At 54.5% G+C, this 19,440-nt stretch carries 17 protein-coding genes; 4 read left to right on the top strand and 13 right to left on the bottom strand.

Annotated elements, in window-relative coordinates:
* Positions 1–25 precede the first annotated feature (25 nt).
* Entirely contained in the window at positions 26–1,213 is a 1,188-nt protein-coding gene (locus CAF77_RS22205) for an aspartate aminotransferase family protein (protein WP_085655290.1), read from the top strand.
* Here CAF77_RS22205 and CAF77_RS22210 read toward each other — a convergent pair.
* From CAF77_RS22210 to CAF77_RS22230, 5 genes are all read right to left on the bottom strand, one after another.
* Positions 1,207–1,461 carry a Txe/YoeB family addiction module toxin gene (locus tag CAF77_RS22210; protein ID WP_064383937.1) on the bottom strand — a complete coding sequence of 85 codons (255 nt, stop codon included), beginning with the start codon at positions 1,459–1,461 and terminating at the stop codon, positions 1,207–1,209. The two genes, CAF77_RS22205 and CAF77_RS22210, sit on opposite strands and share 7 nt — an antisense overlap.
* Positions 1,458–1,712 (bottom strand): type II toxin-antitoxin system prevent-host-death family antitoxin, encoded by a 255-nt coding sequence (locus CAF77_RS22215; protein ID WP_064383936.1) that lies wholly within the window; start codon positions 1,710–1,712, stop codon positions 1,458–1,460. Before CAF77_RS22215 ends, CAF77_RS22210 begins: the two co-directional genes overlap by 4 nt.
* 196 nt (positions 1,713–1,908) lie before the next feature.
* The gene (locus CAF77_RS22220) at positions 1,909–3,828 is read right to left on the bottom strand and encodes an alkaline phosphatase D family protein (protein ID WP_085655291.1); all 1,920 of its coding nucleotides are present in this window, start codon (positions 3,826–3,828) and stop codon (positions 1,909–1,911) included.
* Positions 3,829–3,899: 71 nt separating this feature from the next.
* Positions 3,900–4,646 (bottom strand): hypothetical protein, encoded by a 747-nt coding sequence (locus CAF77_RS22225; protein ID WP_064383934.1) that lies wholly within the window; start codon positions 4,644–4,646, stop codon positions 3,900–3,902.
* A gap of 120 nt (positions 4,647–4,766) precedes the next feature.
* Complete coding sequence (locus CAF77_RS22230) at positions 4,767–5,120, bottom strand: hypothetical protein (RefSeq protein ID WP_085606881.1); 354 nt, start codon at positions 5,118–5,120, stop codon at positions 4,767–4,769.
* Between the two features lie 119 nt (positions 5,121–5,239).
* On the opposite strand from CAF77_RS22230, the gene CAF77_RS22235 reads away from it, so the two are divergent.
* Positions 5,240–5,986 (top strand): hypothetical protein, encoded by a 747-nt coding sequence (locus CAF77_RS22235; RefSeq protein ID WP_085655292.1) that lies wholly within the window; start codon positions 5,240–5,242, stop codon positions 5,984–5,986.
* Between the two features lie 24 nt (positions 5,987–6,010).
* Here the strand turns inward: CAF77_RS22235 and CAF77_RS22240 are convergent, their stop codons facing one another.
* From CAF77_RS22240 to CAF77_RS22255, 3 genes are all read right to left on the bottom strand, one after another.
* On the bottom strand, positions 6,011–6,376 hold the full coding sequence (locus CAF77_RS22240; RefSeq protein ID WP_085655293.1) for a hypothetical protein: 366 nt from the start codon (positions 6,374–6,376) through the stop codon (positions 6,011–6,013).
* Between the two features lie 110 nt (positions 6,377–6,486).
* The gene (locus CAF77_RS22245; protein ID WP_007956700.1) at positions 6,487–6,816 is read right to left on the bottom strand and encodes a hypothetical protein; all 330 of its coding nucleotides are present in this window, start codon (positions 6,814–6,816) and stop codon (positions 6,487–6,489) included.
* 2,285 nt (positions 6,817–9,101) lie between these two features.
* Positions 9,102–9,320 (bottom strand): hypothetical protein, encoded by a 219-nt coding sequence (locus CAF77_RS22255; protein WP_085655295.1) that lies wholly within the window; start codon positions 9,318–9,320, stop codon positions 9,102–9,104.
* Between the two features lie 672 nt (positions 9,321–9,992).
* Between CAF77_RS22255 and CAF77_RS22260 the strand changes: the two genes are divergently transcribed.
* Positions 9,993–12,314, top strand: coding sequence for a GGDEF domain-containing protein (locus tag CAF77_RS22260; RefSeq protein ID WP_085655296.1), 2,322 nt, complete (start codon positions 9,993–9,995; stop codon positions 12,312–12,314).
* Between the two features lie 152 nt (positions 12,315–12,466).
* Positions 12,467–13,447, top strand: coding sequence for a hypothetical protein (locus CAF77_RS22265; RefSeq protein WP_085655297.1), 981 nt, complete (start codon positions 12,467–12,469; stop codon positions 13,445–13,447).
* 677 nt (positions 13,448–14,124) lie between these two features.
* Here the strand turns inward: CAF77_RS22265 and CAF77_RS22275 are convergent.
* The 5 genes from CAF77_RS22275 to CAF77_RS22300 form a co-directional block, all read right to left on the bottom strand.
* Positions 14,125–14,490 (bottom strand): histone-like nucleoid-structuring protein, MvaT/MvaU family, encoded by a 366-nt coding sequence (locus CAF77_RS22275; protein ID WP_085655299.1) that lies wholly within the window; start codon positions 14,488–14,490, stop codon positions 14,125–14,127.
* A gap of 313 nt (positions 14,491–14,803) precedes the next feature.
* Positions 14,804–15,646 (bottom strand): chromosome segregation protein SMC, encoded by an 843-nt coding sequence (locus tag CAF77_RS22285; protein WP_085655325.1) that lies wholly within the window; start codon positions 15,644–15,646, stop codon positions 14,804–14,806.
* 228 nt (positions 15,647–15,874) lie between these two features.
* On the bottom strand, positions 15,875–18,790 hold the full coding sequence (locus tag CAF77_RS22290) for a DUF927 domain-containing protein (RefSeq protein ID WP_085655301.1): 2,916 nt from the start codon (positions 18,788–18,790) through the stop codon (positions 15,875–15,877).
* On the bottom strand, positions 18,787–19,059 hold the full coding sequence (locus CAF77_RS22295; protein ID WP_085655302.1) for a DUF3077 domain-containing protein: 273 nt from the start codon (positions 19,057–19,059) through the stop codon (positions 18,787–18,789). Before CAF77_RS22295 ends, CAF77_RS22290 begins: the two co-directional genes overlap by 4 nt.
* A complete protein-coding gene (locus CAF77_RS22300) occupies positions 19,056–19,340 on the bottom strand; it encodes a hypothetical protein (RefSeq protein ID WP_085655303.1) in 285 nt (94 codons plus the stop codon). Before CAF77_RS22300 ends, CAF77_RS22295 begins: the two co-directional genes overlap by 4 nt.
* Positions 19,341–19,440 lie beyond the last annotated feature (100 nt).

Here is a 19,440-nt window from a genome sequence, read left to right on the forward strand (position 1 = left end):
TCTCACCTCGCTGGAGTTTGCCGACATGACCGCCGCCCTGATGAACACCTATCAACCGCTGGAATTGAGCTTCATCAAAGGCCTGGGCACCCGACTCTGGGATCAGGCGGGCCGCGAGTATCTGGACGCGGTGGCGGGCGTGGCGGTGACCAATGTCGGCCACTCGCACCCACGCATCGTGTCGGCGATCAGCGAGCAGGCGGGATTGCTGCTGCACACCTCCAACCTCTACAGCATCGACTGGCAACAATCGCTGGCGCAGAAGCTGACGCAGCTGGCGGGGATGGAGCGAGCGTTTTTCAATAACTCCGGTGCCGAGGCCAACGAAACCGCGCTGAAACTGGCGCGTCTGTACGGCTGGCGCAAAGGTATCGAACAGCCGCTGGTGGTGGTGATGGCCAACGCATTTCATGGTCGTACTCTCGGCACCTTGTCCGCCAGCGATGGCCCGGCGGTGCGCCTGGGTTTCAATGACTTGCCCGGGGATTTCGTCAAGGTTCCGTTCGGCGATCTTGAGGCGCTGGAGCAGGTACAGCGCAAGCATGGCCAGCGAATCGTGGCGATTCTGGTCGAGCCGATTCAGGGTGAAAGCGGCGTGCAACTGGCGCCGCCCGGCTACCTCAAGGCCCTGCGTGAATTGTGCAACCGTCACGCCTGGCTGCTGATGCTCGACGAAATCCAGACCGGCATCGGTCGCACCGGTCGCTGGTTCGCGTTCCAGCACGAAGGCATCGTTCCCGACGTCATGACTCTCGCCAAAGGCCTGGGCAACGGCGTGCCGATCGGCGCCTGCCTGGCACGGGGCCGGGCGGCCGATCTGTTCACCCCCGGCAGCCATGGCAGCACCTTCGGCGGCAATCCACTGGCGTGCCGGGTGGGTTGCACCGTGCTCGAGATCATCGAGGAACAAGGCCTGCTGGAAAATGCCAGGGTCCAGGGCGAGTGCCTGCTGACCCGCTTGCGTGCAGAGCTGGCGGACAATCCGAATGTGCTGGCGATTCGCGGGCAAGGGCTGATGATCGGCATCGAACTCAAACAGCCGATCCGCGACCTGACACTGATTGCCGCGCGGGATCATGGACTGCTGATCAACGTCACGCGCGGCAAGACGATCCGGTTGCTGCCGCCGCTGACGATTGATGAGCGAGAGGTGGGGATGATTGTCAGAGGAGTTGGCCGTTCCCTGAGCCATGTCTCATCCTTCGGTCAGTAGTGAAATCTGCAAGTTATGACGCAGATTTTGCCGTCTACGATTGCATACACCAGGCGATGCTCGGCAGTTATCCGCCGTGACCAGAAGCCGCTCATGTTGTGCTTGAGCGGCTCCGGTTTACCCAAGCCTTCAAAGGGTTGGCGCTGGATCGCTTTGATCAGAAGATTGATTCGTTTGAGACCGGCCTTATCGTTTTGCTGAAGCCATAAGTTGTCTTCCCAGACCGTTGGCGTGAACTGGATTTTCATTCTTCAATTAGTTGCCTGACTTTGGCTTTTCCAGCGCGCATTTCGCCAATCGATTTGATCAAGCGCTCGGCATTGGCCGGAGAGCGCAGCAGATAAGCCGTTTCTTCCAGCGCGTTATATTCGGCCAGAGACATCATCACTACAGGCTCGCCTTTTTGACGGGTTACCAGAAGTGGGGCGCAGTCTTCATTCACGCGATCCATGGTTTCAGCCAAGTACGCACGAGCTGTGGTGTAGTTGATAGTGTCCATTTCACACCTCGCTTGATGCAAAGAACGTTCAGAAACGAGTACAGGATGACAAGGCGATACCTATCAGTGGTTGTGCCACAGACGGACTGCCTGCGGTGTGCTGAGTATCACCGAAGTCTCATCGAGACGTTTCTGGGTCTTCTGTAAGCTGATTCCGACGAGCCTGCCATCCCTCTCACTGTCTACGTGAGATTTTCTAATCAGGGTAGTCCGACAAATCCGGCGCCAGCATCCGGGTCTTCGGTGCGCCATTCGCGTTGTGCTGGATGATGTCGTTCGGCTGTCCCTGTTGATTGAAAAACACCTGACCAATCCCCGCCGAATTCCACAGCCGTTCACCCGCTTCGGCGTGTTCCGGCACATACGGAACGATGCGCATGCGGCGGCGTTTGGTCAGCCAGTTGAGCGGCGAGCGTGGTGAGTAGAGCCAGCGGTTGAGACGGTCGAACCATTCCAGCAGGGTCGGCGGGAACTCGTTTTTGATGCCGCTGCTGGTGATCTGCCAGATGCGAGGGCCGGCCTTGCGGTGTCGGATCAGGACTTCGTAGACGAAGGAATAATGCACGTCGCCTGACAGCACCACGTAACTGCCCGGTGTACGCGAGTGTCGGAAAATGTTCAGGATCACCTGAGCTGCGCCGCGATGGGCCATCCAGTTTTCCGCGTCCACCAGCAGTGGATAACCGCACCAGCTGAACACTCGCTGCACGGTTTCGATCAGCTTCACGCCGAAGATCGGTGCCGGCGAGACGATGATCGCCGATGGATGGTCGAGCAGTTCCTGCTGCAGTTCGCTCAAGGCTTCCCAGTCCAGCAGACCCGACGGTTGCTTGAGCGCCATTTCGCTGCGCCAGCGTCGGGTTCGGGTGTCGAGTACCACCAGCGCCGGACTGGTTGGCATTACGAAATGCCATTGCTGAAAGCGCAGAAGTTCCTCAATCAGTTCGTCCTGCACGGGAGTGTCAAGATAGCGGTCGTCACCGCTGGCGCTCAGGCCGCGGGTTTTCTCCAGCACTGCGCCGAATGCATCCGGATTGTTGCCCCAGCCCTGACACAGCATGTAGGCGATCAGCGCGTTGCCGATGATGCGCTTGGAGAACGGGTGGCCGTAGGCCGTTTCCTCCCATTGCGCGGACAGGTTCCAGTCATCGGTGATGTCGTGGTCATCGAAGATCATCAGGCTCGGCAGATGCGCCAATGCCCGGGCCACCTGGCCGAGGCCGACCTTGAAATCGTCGATGCGGGTCCGCTCGAGGGCGTAGCGCTTGAGGCGTTCAGGCGTCAGTGCCGGTGGTTGCGGATTGACCAGTGTCCAGGGTGTTGGCGACCACACCAGCAAATACATCGCCATGACTTCGGCAAACGTCACGAGGTGATTGTCGGCACTGCTGCTGGTGAAAATCGGCTTGCGCGCACCGCCGAAGAAACGCTCGCGCAGTGTCTCGTTGCTCTCGAGTGCCGGCAGCAGATCCGCACGGTGGTAGTAACTGGCGGGGTGTTCGTAGAGTTTCTCGCTGTCGCTGACTACTGCGCCTTCGAGGTGTTCACCGAACAGACCGAGGCGCTCGATCAAGGCATGAATCGCCCGCAACATCGGACCGGCCACATCGTCGGCGTAAACCTGATCACCGCTCATCATCAACAGGGCGGGACGTTGCTGCGGATCGGTTTCGGCGTCCAGCAACCGGTCAACACAGAGCAGGCCGTCGGCTGCCGGGTGATGGGGTTTGCGGCAGGATCCATGGAGCAACTGGTCGATGCGCGAGCGCAGGACGAAGTTCGGGCTGGTGGCGTCGTCGTAGAGCAGGTGTGGCGCCCAGTCGGCGATGGGCTGCTGGCCATCGATCAACAGGTCGTAGTCGATGCGGGTATCGCAGGGCAGGGCGGTTTCCAGCGGAACGTCAATCAGGTGAACAAACGCCCGGGTGCCTACCGGAATGACGTTGCATTTCCCGCTATCGAGAGGAATGTTCCCTACGCCTTGCAGGCGCAGGGTCAGCGACAGCTCGCGGCTGCCGACCAGCCAAAGAACGATGCGCGTCGGTTCCAGCCGTCGCAGCAACGGCCCGGCCAGAACAGCGGGCAACGGGCTCAGGTCATCAGGTGTCGGAGGCATCGGGGGAAAAGCTCAAGGCACACAGGCCGGCGATGATAGCGCAGCCAGCGCCTCGAACCCTTAAACCAGGCTTAAGAGCCTGTTTTTTCCAGCTTCAGCGCCAACAGGCGCCATTCGGCAGGTGTCGCGTCGACGCTTGGCTGTTCCTGTACGGAGCAGTCGAAGCGGTACTTCACATCGTCGCCATTCATGTTCCGTGCGGTGACGGTGTTGCTGAAGGTGTAAACCTGATCTTTGAAGCGTTGCGGCGTCAGGCTTTTGCTGTCGGCAAACCGGGCAGACGCGGGGAAGCGCAAGGTGCTGGTCACGAACGGGCTGCACATGACATACGCGAGCATCGACTTGTCGCCCTGGACGTCGGCGCGCAGTTTTTTGCTCAGCGCCGTCAGGGCCTTGCGCCCCTCATCGTCACTCTGGTCGATCACGGTTTGCACCGACATCGTCTTCGGCGCGCGACTGGCATAGTTCGGCAGCAACGCGGAATCCGCTGGAGAGGGCTTGTTGTCCGGCTCGATAGCGGCAAACACCGGAGCATCTTTCAGCGCAGCAGGGCTCGCAACCGCCTCGGCTTCCGGCAGCAACGAGGTCGGCTCGGCTTCCCGCTGCGCCACGACGTTTTCAGTCTGCGCGGCTTCGTAGCGATGCGCCGAAGGGAACAATGAAAAAGTGATCGCCAGCACAACCATCGAAACAATGAAACCGCCCGCGACACCGACCAGGTTGGCGTAAAACAGATTCCAGCTGCCGCGGTTTTTCACCACCCAGCGCCACATGAAACCCCAGGCCGCGACAAATGCCAGAAAACGCAGAAACTCCATTCGATCCTTTCCTTAAACCTGCAAAACCTGAATTCAGCGCACGCAGTGCTGAGATGGGCGGCAAGATAGCAAAATAGACATCCGCTGCTACAGCAACCATCGCATTCAACGCCGGTAAAATTATTTGAGTGCAAAAAACATAAATGTTGTCAGGCCGGCCACGGTGCCGCAAAGACCTGCCAGTAGCTGACGCGCAACAGGATGTTCGACCTGCGATCGATGGGATACCAGCATCCATACACCCACCAGCGCCGCAGCGGTTGTCAGCATCTGCAGCACTGTGCCCATGAGCCCGGGTATGGGCGGCCGGTCCGCCCCGAACAGGCGAATGTAAAACTCCGAGACCACCACGCCTACCATCATGCCGCTGGCGGCACCGAGCACATTGGCGAGGATCAGATTCCAGGCACCACGCTGCCTGACAACCCATACCCACATGGCCGCCCAGGCAAAAAACATAACGGCTATTTCCATCGCATTCTTCCTTCGGAATCGGTGTTGATCAGGCCCTTGGCACCTTGGTCGACAGTGGACGGCAAGATAGCAAAATAGTAGCGTCGCGCCACTGACTTCATTTCCGTAATGGACTACTCATGCCTGCTCTCAAAACCTGCCGTCTGTTTTGCGCGTTCGTCTTTGCTACCACGCTGACTCCGGCATTCGCCGCCTGGAAAGAGCACCCGGAAAACAGCTGGAAGTATTACCTCGCCAACTGTCAGCGCATGCAGGAAAAAATGGCCGACGTCCAAAGCGGTCGCGTGCCCGGTGCCTTTGAGGTGATGGGCGATCTGGAGAACAGCCAAGGGAGCATGAATGAGCACCGCCCGAACCTGCCGCCCCAGTACCTCGCCTCCCGGGAATTCGCTCAATGCGAAAACGTGGCGGCCGAGGCCGATGCGATGATTGCCCGTGGCAAAGCCGAGTTCGCCGACAGAATGAACCAGGCCGCGGAGCAAGGCCGCATCGCCCACCAGAACTCCCCCGAATACCAACGGGCCCGTTCACTCGGCTACAGCGATGTCGGCGAAATCTCCTTCCTCAAACTTCACGAAGACATGGACGGCGAAGCGCGCCTGAAAACCATGCTGATTACCGTCGATGAAGTCTGCGGCCAATACTTTCGCGCCACGCAGTATGTGAAGCCGTATGTGATCTACACCGTGCGGCCGTCGGATGGCGGGTGTGGCGAGGAAAAGCGTGTGGCGATCGTCGGCGGCAGATCGGTGGAGAAGGGCGATTACATCGATGAGCGGGGCGAGTTCCAATATGTGGGCTGGAAGAAAATTGTCGGTGCGGATGGGTTTGCGACGGATATTCGGGTGTTGAAGGCTCGGCGCTGACTGCAAAGCAGTCACGCCGTCCTGTCACGTGTGGGGGAAATAATTCACCGCCAGAAACAGCAGGGTCGCCATGCCGGCGACCAGGCCACACACCGCGCCGAGCAACTGACGTGCAACCGGATGTTCGGGTTGACGGCGATTGGCAATCCACAGCCATACCCCCGCCAGAACGCCCGCGCTGGTGATGAACACCAACAGACTGTGATTCAGGTTGGGTGTCGCCATCGACGTACCAATGATTGCGTCGTAAATCAGCGTGAACACAATGCCGGTAACCACGCCACTTCCGGCGCCGGCAAGGTTGGCAAGCAACAGGTTCCACTCACCCCGTTGCTTCACTACCCACAGCCAGGTTCCAGCCATCACCAGCAAGCACAACACAGCATCCATTTTGGTTTACTCCCGAGTGCGCGATAACAGAGGCGGTTGACCGGCCTCTGGCGAGTGGACGGCAAGATATCAAAATAGAAGCTGCGCGCCACTTTCTTCATCTGCGTAGCTTAAAGAATGTCCTTCAAATAACCCTTGAGCGCGAGGAGCGGCTGATCCAGTTGCTCCAGCGATTGCGCCTGACTGAAGTCGGTCGACAACTTGTGCAGTTCCCGCCCCAACGGTTTCTCGACGCCACCCAACGCATCCATCGCCAGCGCCAGGCACTCGTTCATCTTGAACTGGATCGTCTCGACATCACCCCGGCGCACCAGCAGTTCGAACACGTCTTTCTGATAGTCGCCCATGACCATGTCATCGCGCAGAATCGGGCTCAGGCCTTCTTCCTCGTACGCGAGTTTGAGGGAGAACAGGGCGACGGTTTCCAGTGACGTTTCCATGTTGTGAACCTGTGTGAGATCTCGCCGGAGAGCCAGCGGCACTTTCCGACAGACGAAAAAAAAGGCCTTGCTAAGCAAGACCTTTTCTAATTTTGGTGCCCGAGGGAGACTGTAGTCTTCCATGTAATCCGTGGCCTACAGCCAGATTTCACGGTTCGGGATACACGTAGGGATACAGCTTGCTTGGCCCTATGATCGCACAATCTCAGATGTAGGCTAAAAATCCCCTATCGTTAATCGAGAATCTAGCTGGTGTGGCAAGGATTGCAGCAATAGTAACAACCATTAATCCTTAGGGTGGGGTTAGCCGCTCGAGCGGCGCTTACAGCACCAAAGCACGATGTATGACTTCCCAGCGATGCCTGATTGGCAGGCAACGGCATGAACTGACAGCCAGTCGTCGTGTTGTGCACTTCGTAGTCGCCATTTGCTTGAACGTTTCTATTCACGATAAATGATGGCATATGCTAGTCCTCGCTTCCGTGTGTCGGATCGGTAATGACTCAAATGTTCTAACCATGTGTGCCGTACGGGCTGAAATCGCGATGGCTAGCAGTGGTGGAGGTTAGCTGCAACATGGCAGAAAGCAATCAGTCGCCAGAAAGCCGCCGGGGACCCTGGGACTATCTGAAGGACACGGGGCCGGAAACCCGCGGGATCTTGTTAGCAGCACGACTTCGAGCTTATTGAATTTCGATCATTGAAATCGAAAGTATTTCGTTGAAAAAAGGCCATCGTTACCGCTTCGGTAACGATGGCCTGTAGTGTCGATGATTCCACACGTCTTCGGTCGTCAACCGTGTCAACCTGTCAACCAATGCAAAAAAATCAGCCAGTCTCAAGATCCCGCGGGTTTCCGACCCCGTGTCTCGAAGAAAACCTCAGGGGCCCCGGCACACTGCGGGAGATACACCTGACGTTCGCTGGTGGGATTGATGCTTACGGGGTGTGGGGGTATGTACCCCTCAAAAATGCGGTGTAACTCGTGTAACTGGTGTAACGATGGTTGTTAAGTAACTGTATTTATTGATTATTTATGATGTTACATCGGCTGCGTACACAAACATTTAGGCGTGTAACTCTGCCGTCTGGTGTAACGCTCCGATGCTCGAAAGAGGGACGGAGGAGGTCATGTCCATGCGCAGGAGACCAGGTAATTCCCCACTCCCAGTCCGCCCAATTGATGCGATTAACGGGCTGTAATCATCAGTTTGGCCGCTCTGCCAGCGATCAGTCAGCAGTCGTAACGGGCCGCTTTCGGCCAGAAGCGGTCGCTTCCGAGTCCGCTAACGGCCAGAAACGGACATTCCCATGCGACCGCATACGGCCACAAGCGGTGATCATTCGTCTATAAACTAAGGGCGATTCAGCTGGAATCTTCGACCTTTAATACAACTGATTGGAAAAAACGTTAGCTTTTACATGGGATTCGCAAATCGCAGACAAAAAAAACCGCCTTAGGTAGGCGGTTTTTTCTGCCATTCCGGTTAGGGGCCGACATGGCTCGCTCACAGGGAACGCTTGGTGTGAAAGGAGCTTACACAGGTGGCACTACTGGTGGCAATAATTAACGATTGGCGGTCTGATGGCCGCCCGCCATCTTTGCGATGACGACGCGCAGAAGAGCCCGGCGGGTAAGGGCTGGCAGCTTTTTGTTTGTTTTTTGTCCAAAACTTATACCCGTGAAAAAAATATTTAAAAAACTAAACCCAGCCGAAGCCCCGTAAATCCTACCTTCGGACCAAAAAGCCTCTGGTGTTATGTCGAGTTGTGCGCCACTGCGCCCCCCGGAGCTGGAATAAATTGGTTAACATCGGGCCAGATTCGCGCACAGCCGACTGGGAGCTGCTAGTCAGTACTGACGCGAGTTGCGACTCTCTACACGGGCCTAGGAATCCGTGCCGGATGTAACCGAGAGTTCAATGGCTTAGCCACCTCATAGGGAACGCTTGGTGTGTTCCGAAAAGCGTGCGTGTTCCGGGATAAGCGCGCTGGAGGCTGGCCCAACTACGGGAGGGCCAAGCATGTTCAAGTTCTTGAAACATGCGTGGGATGTCGTGGTGGTTTGTGCGCGTGTTTATCACGTCTATGAATTGCTGCGTGACCGCTTAGACGACCTGCCTTAAGGTCGAGCTGTGAACCGCCTTGGCTTCGGCAGGGGCGGTTTTTTTTCGACTAATGAAAGATTTGGTACTCGCTCTAGTCAAATGGACCATGAGTCGGTCCTTCTTCATTAGACACTTCGAAGAACTGCTTCTGGCCGATTGCTGCCAGTAACGGCGAGATTAAGATTGCCGTATCCGCATAATCGCATCTGTGATCGCTTTTGCATTTGTGTCCAAGGTCTCCATAGCCATCACAGCGTTATCTGCAACGACTGCTGCGCCACTGGCTGCAAGCCAAACGGCAACCTCCTCGATTGCCGCCGCCAGTGCATGCTGGTTGTGCAGGAGCAATGTCAGGGCGTCAGCGGTGGCGATATTAGAAGCTGAGTTATTTGGCATGCGATCCATCCTGGAAATAAGGGTTTCGCAAAGCCTAGCTCATGCGGCCACAGCAGAGAGGCTTAGATACGGCATGCATAAAAATTGCTTCGCCGCGCAGATGATTTGAGACTTTAGCCAATCAGTTGGGGGGGAAGGCGGCTACTGCATCCAATCCCAGCGACCGCTTTCCGCCAGAAGCGGACATCGGCAAGTGACCGCTACCGGCCCAGAATGTGTAAAAACGCTTCGCCAAAATCGGAGTGTGCTCGTTTACGTCGAATCTGAAATTTATCGGCACGTCAGCAGGTGCGGATTTTACGTAGAAGCGCGATTCTCAGTCCGGGCTTGAGTGCCTGTCGCGCTGAAAAACGTTTTTACACAGCCTCGGCCAATAGCTGCCGTTCCCAAAGGATCTTTTTCGAATCATGGCAGAGGCTTTGCTAAGCAGATTTCGCTCATAAGCAAATGTAGATCGACAACTCATTCCCGTTATAAGCCGCTGCTCGATGAAGGGGTAATAAGAGTCATTATTAGCGCTCAAATCTAGTCAGTCTATTGACTGATACGTCATCCAAAACAAGGACGAATACTAATTGAATAGCGCCAGAAGAAAATTTGTGGCAGCCTTTTGCCATCAGCACAAAATCGGAAGGGTGCACTCTTTACCGCAGTTTTTCATAACAAAAATACATGATTTTTAAAAATGGCGAGAAAAAGAAAAATATGAAACTCGATAAGTTGATCTCTCTTAATAAAGCGCTAATAACTGAGCTTTCTCCACAGAATGTCAAATGTGTTATCCACTTTAAAAGTGAAGACAAGTGGATAGAGTTTGAGGGGGGAGCTGTTACTGCACCTCTAGCTCAAAGCCTGGAAAAATCCAAAGCCGAATTAGTTGCTTACCATGCTGCAAGTAGCCTGACGGCGCGATATTATATCAAAGAATATGATGCGACAGTTTCCTTGACTTTCACAAAATCCCCACGATTGGAAACTCGCAAAAAATACAAATTGATTATAGAGAAAATTCAAGAAGGTGCCTCAAACGCTTATCGAGTATCTCATCATTCACTTACCCATCTGCTAGCTAAAGACGCATTTAGAGACACGCTAAAATCACGGCTAGGTAATATTGGAAATCAGCCAGCTCCTGATTTTGAAGCGCAAGAGAGTGAACTTCCAGAAACTTTAGCGGTAATGGCATTAGATATCGATTATTTTAAACAGGTAAATGATACTTGGGGGCATTTGTATGGTGATCAAGTATTAAAGACATTCGGAAGTCGTTTGGAGAAATGTGCTTTACAAATCCAAGAGTCGTCGCCGCTAACTTCCATTGAAATTGGTCACCCTTCAGGTGAGGAGTTTCTCATATTGATAACAGCAAGGGCAGCCAAGGAGCAGTTTCTAATATGGGCAAACCAGTTTAGATGTTCTGTATGTGATGAAGTTCTTCCTACTGACATCGAATGGCGATGGCTCTGTAAAAGTGACAACTTGACTGCGCTGACACCTCCTCCTATTCCTGATCGTGGTGTAACAACAAGTATTGGGGTAGCATTTCATATAAGCACTTCCCATTTAGATCCTAGTGAAGACCCGTCTGCAGCACTGCTTGATCTTGCTGACACAGCACTTTACAGGGCTAAAGCGGCCGGTCGGAATCAAGTTATATTTTATGATGAAATATTATCCAGCTGCGGAAGGGTCATTGAACAAGATTTAAGGACAGGAGTGGTTGCAATTGATATTGGTTCAAATGTTGGTGTTAACATAGGGCAGGAGTTTAAAGTTTACCACCCTACATTCACCGGCAAGAAAAAATTCTCAATAAATGACGGGAGGACAACTCGTACTCTTGGGACTTACCCTAGGGTCGAAAGCAGCCGTATTGTCGTCTTTAACACGCAACCAGAACTATCGTTTGCATTTATTGATGCGTCTGAAACCGCCAAGATAGAACTTGATGCTGGCTCGCACTTAGAGGCGATACCTGCGGGTAGTATTGGTCATCTTCTGCCTAATACTTCAAGATATTTATCTTCGGATCATGATTCAATTGGAAGCTTTGATATCCACACCTTGCAAGAATTCATAAAAAATCATGCCGATGATTCAGAGCCACCTTTTGCAGTCGTTTTCAGGTTCACCCGGGAGGCTGAGTTCTTAAAGAAATATGGCACTGCCGCACTCAACAAAGCATTAGCTAGGCTCTACAGAGGGGCACAGGTCACCTTTTCTCATGAGAATATTATTGCCGTGTTAGATAGTGGCTCAGTCTGTATTGCTGGGAAAAATAATAGCTACAGCGAATCTAAAATATTAGCATTTACGAAGGAGATTGCTGCAGAGTATCCAGCGCTGGAGGTTTCCGCCGGTATTTTCTGCGCTAGTGATTTTGACGAGATAAAGGAAACCGATAATATCGAATTGGATTCAGCCGGAACAATAGAACTGGCAAGGTTCTCAGCTTCAGAAATCGTTCGCCAAAAGGAGACGCCAATATGCCATTTCAGTCTAAAAATTGCTGTAAAAATATTGCAGGGCCTTCGCAAAACTCGCTCATTCGATACTGCTTACACTGACTTTAAAAGATTGATAAAGCTTGGGGTTGATACCGCGCCAATTTACAATCTTGGAGGATTGACTGCTGGGAGTTTAGGATTGGATCAGAAAGCTTTAGAATACTACCAAGCCGCAAACAATAAAGACCCATCTAAGGCTATCTATAAAACCAATTATTCAATTATCGCATTGAAGATGGGAGAGGTGGATCTCGGATTAAAAATGCTCAATACTTTATCTAAGGATGAAGTTTCGAACCTCGAAAGCACGCATCCATATGGTCATTTTGCATTCGCCATTCTGCTTGCGAAAGCGAAGTTATCCGGCTCACCACTTTTTGATGAGGAACTGTTTGTTTCGTTGGCAGGTCCCGCTTTAGCATCTCCTTTGTCGGACCAGCTTCAATATGCTGTGAGAGACATAGAATCGGCATTGAGCGCATTATAATTGCCTTAAAACTGTATTTTAATGTAGTAGTGCGGACCGGCATTGTTTAACCGTTCCGCATCTTAAGTGTCAATGGCTATTGAATTAGTTCAATGAATGCGCACTGTCAAAAATCTAGTTTTTCAAAGTGCTTAAATGTAGCGAGAGAGTTCATGAATAAGAAACATGCGGCATATTTTGGAATCGTCTTAGCGATCACGCTATTAGCTTTCTCTCTAGATATTTGGTCTTCCAACACCCCTTTCGAGATGGTGACTAAAACGATATCAAGGTCAGACGGAAGTACGGAGAGCTTTCAAGAGATTTCATATCCATGGAGTCTTCAGATAATAAATCTTGCAAAGAATTTTCTTTATGGTTTAGCTGCAGCAATTTTTGTTACGGTTTTTATCGTCAATAAACTGGAGCTCGCCCAGCGCACCGAAAAAGAAGCAGAATTGAATAAGCTAAATGACGCAATAAATATAAACGTATTTGATTCATTGTTTAAAACAATTATACCGGAAGAGATATTCAAAGTAATCAGGCAAGATATTATAGAGAATAAAGTGATTAGGAAGGAGGCCAAGTGGGTCTATAATTTTGAAAAATGCGACGAGGGCATACGCTGTACGCATACCGTCAGGTATGAGTTGCATAATCTAAGTCAGGCAGTTGTCAGTGATCCTGTTAGACTCGACTTGGATCCACTTGGCGGAAATCCATACAATATTTTGCTGGCAGAGTGCACCTCGACAGATGGCAATCATCTTGTTCATTATGATAAATCAAAATCGATTAAAAAGAATATCAGCATTGTAAATGACGGAAGAAAGACGTCAGTTGAATATACCATTACTATCCCGCCCGGCAGCTTTGTTGAATACAAAACCGTATATCAACAGGTCTATAAAGGTGACATTACAGATTATCAGGGTACAAAATTACCACTTATCGGCCTGGATATAATTGCAACGTATCCAGAAGGTTTTGAGTTTGATCTTGCCCCCGTCATGTCATCACCTTCAAAGCTAACAATTGATAGCGCCACGCAAAAGATTTATCGAGTAGATGGCGGTATTTTGCCTCAGCAGGGAGTTGTCTTTTTCTTAAAGAAAAAAGATATAGAGCCAGAGCAGAAGCTTCTCATATAAGCCACATGAATTATTAGGGGGTATAGAGGGAGTGGCGGGTATAACTGAAATTATTTATGTGGCTTCCACTGTTTATTGGAAATCATGCTAAAGACCTAGCATGATTCAGATAACGTTGAGTTTACGTATCGGGTCGGCATTAGCCGTTCATAGGCGTCTGCTTTTGGCCGAAAGCAGACGTCCGTGAGCGGCGGCTATTGGGCAGACGCGGTCGTTAAGAAAAAATCGTGGAGGGCAGCCAGGAGCAGCTCGTTTCTAGCGGTTGGGAGGGCAGAGCCAGACTTCGCGGAAGGCTTCATCACCCGTGAGGAGCGCAGAGTGATGATCGAGAAGGCTGCAGCGAACTACAGGAAAGCAGTCGAGGGCGTAGGGCAAGGCACCTAGCATTAGCCCAGATGGGTAGAGCTGCGCTGGAGCGATCAATGTGCGCGATGGTGAATTGTCGCTGGTCGGGGCCTATCACTTCGATAGACAAGCTACGGTCGGTATTTATCGAGCAGGTGATGGTGCATTGGGGAAGGCGTCGAGACAACAGAACGCAAATTTCACGTCTGCTCATTGTGTCCACAACGTTGACTCCTTTTGCTGGTGATGATTCTTAGAGGGTGAGGTCGCAGGCGCGAAGGATGTGATCAACAAAAGAAAAGGCCTCTGAGAGGCCTTTTATTCAACCTGCGTTATTTGCGAACCCAGCTTTCAACTTCGTCGGAACCGTGCTTGGTTTTCCACTCTTTGAGCGTCTTGTGGTTCCCGCCTTTGGTTTCAACCACTTCACCGGTATGCGGATTCTTGTAGGCCTTCAGTTCGCGAGGCTTGCGTTTACCAGGTGTCGCCGCCGGTGTCGAAGCGCGCTTCGTGCTCTGCGGATCGAGCAGGTTGATGATGTGCTTGAGGCTGAAGCCGTACTGGTCCAGCAGTTCGCGCAGCTTAGTCTCGAATTCAATCTCTTTTTTCAGCGCGCCGTCGCTTTTCAGCGCTTCCAGCGCCTGCATTTGCTCGGCCAGGTGTTTTTCCAGCTGACGGTATTCGGCAAGTTTGGACATGGTTTTTTCCTATGTTTGTTTGATGACAGTTTGAATGTTCGGGTGGCTCACAAGTTCAGCACTATTCTGACAGCTTCAGAAACTCTCGGATGCTAATGATCTCGGCTTTGATCAATTTTACAGTGAGAGTCTCGAGTTCCGTTTTTACGCGGGGTTTGTCCACGAATTCCATCATTTCTTTTAAGGACACTATTCGTGCTTTCAGTATTTCTTTCCAGTTGGGGGTGTTTCTAAGGTCAAATTGAATGATCATTTTGTAGCCTGTGTGGGTTAAACAGCCTACCTGCGCAGGCTGTTTCGGTGGTTCAGCGCGTTACAGCGAGAGAATGTCTTGCACGTTGTAATTGCCGGATCGATCCGACAACTCACGCCAGGTCCAGTTGTAGAAGTCTTCGCCTTTGGTTGGAATCACCAGCTTCATCAACGTGAGGTGTTCCCCACCAAGCATTCCTTCGGCTGCCCACAGTTTGGCGCCCTTATCTATAAGCGCTTGTGCTTGTTCGTTCCACTGTTCTTCCAGCACTGTTCGGGCCAGCGACATGGCTGTTCTCTGGATGGTTTGATATTCCCTTTGCGCTTCGGCAATGTGCTGGTCGACGATGGCCAGTTCCTGTTCCAACGCAGTGATGATCAGGTGTTGGCGCCGATTATGTTCGGTCGCCGTAGCGAGATTTTTCGCGGCTTTCTGCGCGTCGGCATTGGCGTTCTTTTCGCCCTCGGTGTCGCCCCAGGCGACGGCCTGCGCATAGGCGGTCGCGGCATCAGTTTCGGCTTGCCGGGCCTTGGCCATATCCTCTTCCGCCTGCTGCTGGATCTGTGCCAAGCGGGTGCTAAGACTTTGGCGTTTCTCGTTGAGCTCTTGTTCGTCGGCTTTCCAGTTATCCATCGAATCGGTGTAACCCGCCATTAGCGTTTCGTGATTGACCAGCTGCTCACGCCGTTGAATCCGAGCCTCTGCATTACCCGCGCGTGTCTTGCAGGAGTCGTAAGGAATTTTGAGGGTGTTGTACTGTTTTCGAGTTTCGTACAACCGATCTGCGTCGAGTTCCTCCTCGTTTTCCAAGAGCGCTTCCAATGGTTCTATATGAGCGTAGTGCTCTGCTGCCTCCCTCAAGAGGCTATCGCGACGGATCTTCAGGTCTGCGATTTCGTCCAGCAACACCCGCTTCTTCTCGCATATGCTGCTCTCTTCGCCGGCAGTTGCTACGGGCAACGAGAGCCCTGTTTCATGGCCATCTGGATCGCTGGCCAGCAATTCGTGTTGTTCGGTGGAGGTTTGGAATTCGTTCATCTGTCTTGTTCCTTCAAAAATTGAGTTTGGGTTGAATGAGCGGCTGGCGAGGCCGGGAGTCAGCCGGCGCTACCTCGATCAGCGGGGTTGCCCTCAGGCAGCCCGAGCCTCGCTGTCATCCGTTCCCGGAATCGTCTTCACGATGTAGCAGCGTTGCTGACCGAGACCGGGTAACCGCACCAGACTCGACGCCTTCCCGTCGCTGCTCGGTTCCAGCACGCCGCGTTGCAACAGCTCCTTGTTCACGGCGTTGATGTTCATGCCGCGAAAGATCTCCGAGCGCCACGCCTCGGTCAGCACGTAGTAGGTGTTGGTGGTGTGCATGGTGTCGCCCATGCCGTGCTCCAGCGTCTTGCGAAAGCCGAGGCGGTCGATGGTGCGCGGGCCGTGTTCGTCGATCTTCGCTGCCGCCGATTCCCACCGGGTGAAGCGACTCTCGCCGAAGCGCTCAATGACCTGGCGCAGCCGCGCCAAGATCGCATCGCCCTCGAAGTTACCGGCGCCACCGCGCTCATGGAGCCAGGCGTTCAAGCACACCCGAGCGGCGGTGGTAGCCGTGCCGTCCGGCCAGCCGGTGATGCCCATAGCCGTGGCAAGCTCACCAGCGGCCGCTGCAAGGCCGAAGCGCGCGGCGGCACGGTGTGCCTGTCCACTGGCGGAAGCCGGGAGCGCTTGGGCAATAAAGCCTTCCAGCGTGCGGCGCAGGATCGCTGCCCAGCCCTGGCGTTTGCCGGGTTCGCACAGCGCGGTTAGAAAGGCGGTGAGCGGCGTGCCGTAGTAGTTCGCCACACGGGCCTTGAGTGCGTCGGACAGTGCTGCGGCGTCCTCGAAACCGTTGAGCGTGTCGAACATGCCTAGGCCTTTGCTGGCATCCGCCGGAACGGCGAGCATCCGTACCTCCATGCCGGCTTTCAGCTCTTTGTTGGCTTCGGCCATGTGCTGGGCCAAGGTCTTCTCGCCGGTGGAGAGAAACAGCAGGCGCCATTCCTGCACCTGCCGGCCTGCTTGGCCTCGATCATTGGCGCGGGCCTTGCCGGTGCCGTTGCCGAGCATGTACACCGTCTCGCCGATGATGCGGGCATCACACATGCCGATTTCATCGAGCACCAGAAGCCCGTCGGAATGCGCGGCAGCGATCGATTCCAGCGCGTTGTCAGTGGAGCGCCACGAGCGCACCAGACGCGGCCCACCGTAGATCGAGGCGGCGACTTGCAGGTGCGTGGTCTTGCCGCCGGAGCTGTCGCCGTACAGGTGAAAGCCGCCCGACTCGTGGCCGAGCATGTTCAGCAGGGGACCGGCGAAGGCCACGCCGACGACAAATGCCAAGCGATGGTTGCCGATGCACAGCGCGCCGATCTGCTGTTGCCACTGTTCCAACGTACCCGCTTCGCTGATCGGCGGAAGCTGCGCGCCGGCCTCGTAGAAGTGCAGGTGTTCCGTGTGTATGCCGACCTGCTGCTCCGGCAGCAGAAAGGCGTTGTCATGCCAGCCCAAACGGGTGACCAGCCGCGCACGTTGAGCACTGTCAAAGCCGCCCAGGTAGCTCTGCAAATCGTTGCGTGCGTTGCGCCCCGAACGACTGCCAGCCAGACGCAATCCCATGTCCACCAAAGGGCCGAGTACGTCCTTACCGAAATCGCCGGTCATGGTGCGCGCCGGGATGTTCCAGCGTTTCTTGGTGCCGTCGGGGTCGTCGAACTCGACCAGCAAGCCCCAGTTGTGGCCCTTCTCGTCACGGGTACGCGCAAGGATTGCCAGCGGCGAACACACCGGGCGTGCTTCGCCGTCATCGCCGGCATAAAAAACACCTTCGGGAGTCAGGCGAAAGCCACCGGGCATCAGGTCATTCTTCGATTTTGCCGGTCGCTTGGCTGCTGCTTTGGGTTTCACTTCCGGCTCTGGTTCCGGCTTGGGTTCCACCTGTGCAACAACTGGTTTTTCTTCGATCACACCGAACAGCTCGCTGCTGCTTTCCAGTTCGGCGAAGTGGCCGGCGGTCCAGCCTTTGCCAAGCGCATCGGCGGCATCGTCGCCTTCATGCCATTGACCACCCTTGGCAAACGCGGCACGGTCGTTTTTCAGCGTCGGCTTTCGTTTGAACACCTCGAGCGCAATGACCCGGACCGAGGCGGCGCCGATTTCGCGCAGCTTTTCGGCAACGGTGGCCATGCAGGTTTTACCGCTGTCGTCGTTGTCCGGCCACAACACCACGTCGCGTCCCTTGAGCGGCGTCAGGTCGGCTTTGTGCCAGGAGTTGGAGCCGTTCGGCCAGCAGGTGGCCACGTAGGTCGGCAACAGCTCGGCGGCGGCATCGGCCGCTTTCTCGCCTTCGCACAGAACCACTGGTGCGTCAGCACTCTGGGCCAGTTCATCAAGGCGTAGGAGTGGACGCGGATCCGGCAGCCCCTGCCAGCGCCATTGCTGGGTTTGGCTATCGGCACGCTGACACCACGTCAGGGGTGCAAAGACCTTCTTCGGCTTGCCGTCTGCATCCGGGCTGAGGTCGAAGCGATACAGCGCCATAAGCGGCTGACCCTGCGCATCACGATAGATCCACACCTTGGACGGCACACCGTGATCACGGTGCTTGGCCGGGCACTTGTTCATGGCCTCGGCCGGGATCGGCTGGATGGCGTTCCATGTTGCTGCCTTGGGCTTGCTCGGGGCGACTTTGGTATTGGCAGCGCCGGGCGCGACGTTCAGCCAGTCCGCCAGTTTGTGGCAGGCTTCAACATCGGTGCCGCCGTCCAGATAGCGCACCAGATCGATCAGGTCGCCGCCTTTGTCGCCGGTGGCAAAGTCTGCCCAGGTGCCCTTGTTCAAATTGACCTTGAGCGATCCGGCGCGCTTGTCGCTACGGGTCGGATTGGGGGCGGTGTATTCCTTGCCGCCGTCCACGCGCTTGCCGTTGGGCAGCCAGTGCGACAAGACACGCTCGATGTCTTTCAGCGCGGCGGCTTTCACGTCGGCAAAGCTCGGGCGTTTAGCGTTGTTCGAGCGTTGGCTCATGTGTCAGCCCTCGGCAGAAACAGCGCGTCGTTGATGTCGTCGATCAGCGCTTTCGCCATCTCGCCCAGGTACAGGGCGGGCCAACTGAAACGCTCGCCGTGGTCACTCATTGCAGCGTCGAAATTGAGCTGGTTTGCGTGATGCTGCAGCAGCGACACCATCTCCAGTGCGTCTTCGACGGGTACCCCGGCATTCACCCGAAACAGCTTCAGGTCGGTGGCATTAACGCGAGAAAAGGTGGCGTGGCCCGGTGTGGTGGAAATGCTCATAGCGCACCGCCTTTCTGCACCGCAGGGGCCGAAGTGTTGTCACCGTGCATAGCCAGCGTTTTGATCAAACCGAGGGTGCCGCGTACGTCCCAGAGGACGGCGGCGATGACGTGATTGGCAAGGCGTGAGGATTCGTTTTCGAAGTGATCTTCCAGCAGCGTGAGTACCGAGTCAGCGCGGTCGATGGCGCAGGTGATGGCGTCGATAGGTACGCCGGCTTCGGCGGTCGGATTCACACAGAGCAGGTCTTCGGGCAGGGCAAAACTCAAAGCGTTATTCATTGGGCACCGCCTGAGGTTTCGAGCGCGCGGGCTTTGGCCATGTGAGCGTTGTAGCGGGAGAGGCGTGTAGCGAGGCTGGAGTTGGCATGTAAAGCGGCGA

It is taken from the genome of Pseudomonas sp. R15(2017), from assembly GCF_002112685.1.
Taxonomy (GTDB): Bacteria; Pseudomonadota; Gammaproteobacteria; order Pseudomonadales; family Pseudomonadaceae; genus Aquipseudomonas; species Aquipseudomonas glycinae.